A 4,776-nucleotide genomic window follows, 5' to 3' on the forward strand; every position below is an offset into this window, starting at 1 on the left:
GGTGGCGCGACGGAAGTAGTTGCGCACCACCGTCACGAAGAGCTGCTCCTTGGACGGGGCCAGCGAGTAGAGCGTCGACTTCGAGCACTTGAGCCGTACGGCCAGGTCCTCCAGCGAGAAGGGCAGGAACCCTTCGGCGAGGAACAGCTCGACGAGCCCGTCGACCAGCTGGTCGAGGCGGGCACTGCGACGTCGGGATGTGTCTCTGCTCACCCCGGAAGTGTACTGGACGTCCAACCTGAGTACAGTGATTCGTACCGAACAGGAGGACTGCATGCCCGCCACCCGCTTGATGCCCACCGAGGAGTCGGCCGATCTGATCGAGCTGACCCGCGAGATCGTCGACAAGGAGCTGCGCCCGCACGCCGCGCAGGCCGAGAAGGACCACCGCTTCCCCGCCGAGGTGTTCCGCACCCTGGGGCAGGCGGGCCTGCTGAGCCTGCCGTACCCGGAGGAGTTCGGCGGCGGCGGCCAGCCGTACGAGGTGTACCTGCAGGTCCTCGAGGAGATCGCCTCCGCGTGGGCCGCGGTCGGCGTCGCGACCAGCGTCCACGCGCTGAGCTGCTTCGGCCTGTTCACCGCGGGCACCGAGGAGCAGAAGCAGCAGTGGCTGCCCGAGATGCTGTCGGGCGACCTGCTCGGCGCGTACTGCCTCTCCGAGGCGCACGCCGGCTCCGACCCGGCCGCGATGCGGACCCGTGCGGTGCGCGAGGGCGACGAGTACGTCCTCAACGGCGCCAAGGCGTGGGTGACCTCCGGTGGGGTGGCCGACTTCTACAAGGTGATGGCCCGCACCTCCGACGACGGCGCGCGCGGCATCTCCTGCTTCCTGGTCCCCGCGGACACGCCCGGCCTGAGCGCCGACGTGCCGGAGGACAAGATGGGCCTGATGAGCTCGCCGACCACGACGATGCTCTTCGACAACGTCCGGATCCCCGTGGAGCGCCGCCTGGGCGCGGAGGGCGACGGTCTCAAGATCGCGCTCGCCGGCCTCGACGCCGGGCGTCTGGGCATCGCCGCCGTCGCGACCGGTGTCGCGCAGGGCGCCCTCGACGCGGCGGTGGCGTACGCGAAGGAGCGCGAGGCGTTCGGCAAGGCGATCATCGACCACCAGGGGCTGTCGTTCCTGCTGGCCGACATGGAGGCCGCGGTGACGTCGGCCCGCGCCACGTACCTGCACGCCGCCCGCCTCAAGGACGCCGGCCGGCCGTACGGCAAGGAGGCCTCGGTGGCCAAGCTCGTCGCGACCGACAACGCCATGAAGGTGACCACGGACGCCGTGCAGGTCTTCGGCGGCGCCGGCTACACGAAGGACTGGCCGGTGGAGCGCTACATGCGCGAGACCAAGGTCATGCAGATCTTCGAGGGCACCAACCAGATCCAGCGCCTGGTCATCGGCCGCGCGCTGGCCCGCTGACGCCCCCTCCCCACTCACACAGGAGCACCACCACCCATGAAGCTCGAGAACATCTCCGCCGTCGTCACCGGTGCCGCCTCCGGCCTGGGCCACGCCACCGCGGTCGCGCTGGCCGCCAAGGGCGTCCAGGTCGTCGGCCTCGACCTGAACATCGACGAGGCCCCGGTCGTGGACGGCATCACCTACGTCGCCACCGACGTCACCGACGAGGCGCAGGTCCGCAACGCTGTCACCGCCGCGACCGAGCTGGCCCCGCTGGGCGTGGTCGTCAACTGCGCCGGCATCGGCCCCTCGGCCCGCATCCTGGGCCGCAAGGGCATCCACGACCTCGCCCTGTACGCCAAGATCGTGCAGGTCAACCTGGTCGGCACCTTCACCGTGCTGGCGGTCGCCTCGGAGGCGATGGCGGCCAACGAGCCCGACGAGTTCGGCCAGCGTGGCGTGGTGGTCAACACCGCCTCGATCGCGGCGTACGACGGCCAGGTCGGCCAGGCGGCGTACTCGTCGTCGAAGGGTGGCGTGGTGGGTCTGACCCTGCCGGCCGCGCGCGACCTCGCCCAGTACGGCATCCGCGTCAACACGATCGCGCCCGGCATCGTGGAGACCCCGATGCTGGCGACGGTGAGCGACGAGTTCCGCGCCGGTCTGGCCGCGGGCGTGCCGTTCCCGCAGCGCCTGGCGCGTCCCGAGGAGTTCGCGCAGCTGGCGATCTTCCTGGCCGAGCACGACTACATGAACGGCGAGGTCGTCCGCATGGACGGCGCGCTGCGCATGGCTCCCCGCTGACCCACGACAGGAGAACCCGATGAGCACCCTCACCCCGGAGCAGACCGTCGCCGGTTGGCTGGAGACGTACGAGGCGGCCGACGCCGACCTGGCACACCTGGCGTGTGACCGGCACCCGGCCGAGAAGGTCGCGTTCACGTTCATCGACGCCGACCTGTCCCCCACGGACTGGACGTACGGCGACCTGGCCGAGCGTTCCCGCAAGCTGGCCACCGTGCTCGCCGAGCGCGGTGTGCAGCGCGGCGACTGCGTGCCGGTGCTGCTCAACAAGCGCCCCGAGCTGGTCCTGACGCTGCTGGCGCTGTGGCGCCTCGGTGCCGTGTACGTGCCGCTGTTCACGGCGTTCGCGACCGGGGCCATCCAGGTTCGGGTGGAGGGCTCGGCCGCGAAGCTGGTCGTGACCGAGGAGTCGCAGCGTTCCAAGCTGGAGGCGATCGAGGGCATCGAGGTGCTGCAGGTGGGTGCCGAGCTCGACGCCGCCGTGGACGCGGCCGAGCCGCTGGCCGCGAACGTGGCCGTGGGTGGCGAGGGGATGGCGCTGCAGCTGTTCACGAGCGGTACGACGGGCAAGCCGAAGGGTGTGCCGGTGCCGGGTCGCGCGCTGGCCGCGTTCCAGGCGTACCTGCACTTCTCGCTCGACGTGACCGAGGACGACGTCTTCTGGAACGCCGCCGACCCGGGGTGGGCGTACGGGCTGTACTACGGCGTCGTGGGTCCGATGGTGGCCGGGCGCCGCAACCTGCTGTTCGTCGGCGGGTTCACGCCGGAGGCGACGGTAAAGGTGGTGGAGAAGTTCGGTGTCACGAACTTCGCGGGCGCGCCGACGATGTACCGCGCGATGAGCAAGGGCAACGCGGTCGAGGGCATCTCGCTGCGGCGGGCCTCCTCGGCCGGTGAGCCGCTGACGCCGGACGTGATCGAGTGGGCGAAGGCGACGCTGGGCACCGAGGTGCGCGACCACTACGGGCAGACCGAGACCGGCATGACGATCTGCAACGACTGGCACCCCGACACCGCGCAGCCGCTGCGCGAGGGGTCGATGGGCCGGGCGATGGTCGGCTACGCGGCCGGTGTGGTGGACGGCCAGATCGCGCTGGACCGTACGGCCTCGCCGCTGCTGTGGTTTACCGGCTACGCGGGTGCGCCGGAGAAGTCGGCCGAGCGCTTCAGCGAGGACGGCCGCTGGTACCTCACCGCTGACACGGGCCGGGTGGACGAGGACGGGTTCCTGTACTTCACCGCCCGCGACGACGACGTCATCCTGGCCGCGGGTTACCGGATCGGCCCGTTCGACGTGGAGTCGGCACTCATCAAGCACCCGGCCGTGGTCGACGTCGCCGTGGTCGGTCGTCCCGACCCCGAGGGCGTGCGCGGCGAGCAGGTCGAGGCGTTCATCGTGCTCGCCGAGGGCACCGAGCCGACGCCCGAGCTGGCCGAGGAGATGAAGAACCTCGTGCGCGAGGACTACTCCAAGCACGCCTACCCGCGCCAGGTGCACTTCGTGGACGCACTGCCCAAGACGCCGTCCGGCAAGGTGCAGCGGTACCTGCTGCGGCAGCAGTGAGCTGAGGGTTCCTCGGAGTCCGTACGACGCCCCGGTCGCCTGTGGTGGCCGGGGTGTTGTGAGTTGTAAGGGATTGCGTCCTTTCGCCGCCTGCCGGCGCGGCGACACGTCCGCTCATGCCGACGGGCGGACGTCTCGTCTCTCCTTCCATAGTCTGGCGGCATGGACGTGGACGACGCCCGGCGCATCGCCGAGGCCGAACTTGCTCGATGGAACAGCACGTTGACACCTAACAGGCAGAAGCACCCCCACGCGACGTCGCACGACCCGGATGACGAGGTTGTGGTGACCGAGATCGAGACGCACTCGCGGGCCTGGATTGTTCACTTCGCAAGCCGAAGGTGGGTGAGGACCGGGAGCCTCTCTGACCAGTTGGTAGGCACATGTCCACTCGTGGTCGACAGGGCGACCGGAGACCTCCACAAGTACGGCTCCGGCCTCGCCGAGTACTCGAAGTTTCTGGTCTGGCTGGACGATTCAGCCCGGTAGCCGTTTAAGCAGTCACCCGCTCATGCCGCGAACAGTGCGTCACACCGCCGCCTGTGCCGCGGAACCGTGGCGTGGCGCATGCCTGTCGACCACACTGGCGCTATGTGGTCACCCAAAGAGCCCTGGGCCGCACGTCTTGATGCCGGGCCGCCTTCGCGTGAGTCGCTTGGCCGGATCGTCGATGAAGACGGCGGAAAAGATGAAGCGGAGAACGAGTACTTCGAAGCGGTTAACGATCCCCAGTTCGTAGCGAACGAGACCGCTCAGCGGCGATTCGTCAGCCAGTTGCGTCGTCGGCTGCGTCACCTCAAGGGACGAGACAAATGGGGCAACCAGCACGAGTCTTGAACCTGCGCAGGGAACAAGCCCATGGGTCGCACCTAACCCCGACAGTGGGCCACTACCCCGACAGCACGTACTCGATGGTCAGGGGTGGTGCTCCGTACCGGATGGTCGCTAGTTCGGGTGGTCTCGTGCGGTACCGGTGCCCGGTCGACATCGTGGTGACCACCTCGCCGTC

The 4,776-nt window shown here is 69.4% G+C and carries 6 protein-coding genes; 5 read left to right on the forward strand and 1 reads right to left on the reverse strand.

The genetic code is table 11. The features are described from left to right. Positions 1-213 (reverse strand): TetR/AcrR family transcriptional regulator (locus ACI379_RS17430; protein WP_439793410.1); only part of this gene is annotated, 213 nt, incomplete at its 3' end. A 61-nt stretch (positions 214-274) separates the two neighbouring features. Here ACI379_RS17430 and ACI379_RS17435 point away from each other — a divergent pair. The 5 genes from ACI379_RS17435 (at position 275) to ACI379_RS17455 (ending at position 4,604) form a co-directional block, all read left to right on the forward strand. Continuing rightward, a complete protein-coding gene (locus ACI379_RS17435) occupies positions 275-1,417 on the forward strand; it encodes an acyl-CoA dehydrogenase family protein (protein WP_439793411.1) in 1,143 nt (380 codons plus the stop codon). Positions 1,418-1,453: 36 nt separating this feature from the next. After that, on the forward strand, positions 1,454-2,203 hold the full coding sequence (locus ACI379_RS17440) for an SDR family oxidoreductase (protein ID WP_439793412.1): 750 nt from the start codon (positions 1,454-1,456) through the stop codon (positions 2,201-2,203). Between the two features lie 19 nt (positions 2,204-2,222). After that, complete coding sequence (locus ACI379_RS17445) at positions 2,223-3,767, forward strand: AMP-binding protein (protein WP_439793413.1); 1,545 nt, start codon at positions 2,223-2,225, stop codon at positions 3,765-3,767. Positions 3,768-3,929: 162 nt separating this feature from the next. Next, the gene (locus ACI379_RS17450; protein ID WP_439793414.1) at positions 3,930-4,256 is read left to right on the forward strand and encodes a YrhB domain-containing protein; all 327 of its coding nucleotides are present in this window, start codon (positions 3,930-3,932) and stop codon (positions 4,254-4,256) included. Positions 4,257-4,334: 78 nt separating this feature from the next. Further along, on the forward strand, positions 4,335-4,604 hold the full coding sequence (locus tag ACI379_RS17455) for a hypothetical protein (protein WP_439793415.1): 270 nt from the start codon (positions 4,335-4,337) through the stop codon (positions 4,602-4,604). The last annotated feature ends 172 nt before the right edge of the window (positions 4,605-4,776 follow it).

The sequence above is a fragment of the Nocardioides sp. genome (assembly GCF_051876515.1).
GTDB lineage: Bacteria > Actinomycetota > Actinomycetes > Propionibacteriales > Nocardioidaceae > Nocardioides.

Coding starts and splice junctions, on each gene's coding strand:
- ACI379_RS17435 (WP_439793411.1), top strand. CDS start 275: ATGCCCGCCACCCGCTTGATGCCCACCGAGGAGTCGGCCGATCTGATC.
- ACI379_RS17440 (WP_439793412.1), top strand. CDS start 1,454: ATGAAGCTCGAGAACATCTCCGCCGTCGTCACCGGTGCCGCCTCCGGC.
- ACI379_RS17445 (WP_439793413.1), top strand. CDS start 2,223: ATGAGCACCCTCACCCCGGAGCAGACCGTCGCCGGTTGGCTGGAGACG.
- ACI379_RS17450 (WP_439793414.1), top strand. CDS start 3,930: ATGGACGTGGACGACGCCCGGCGCATCGCCGAGGCCGAACTTGCTCGA.
- ACI379_RS17455 (WP_439793415.1), top strand. CDS start 4,335: ATGCCTGTCGACCACACTGGCGCTATGTGGTCACCCAAAGAGCCCTGG.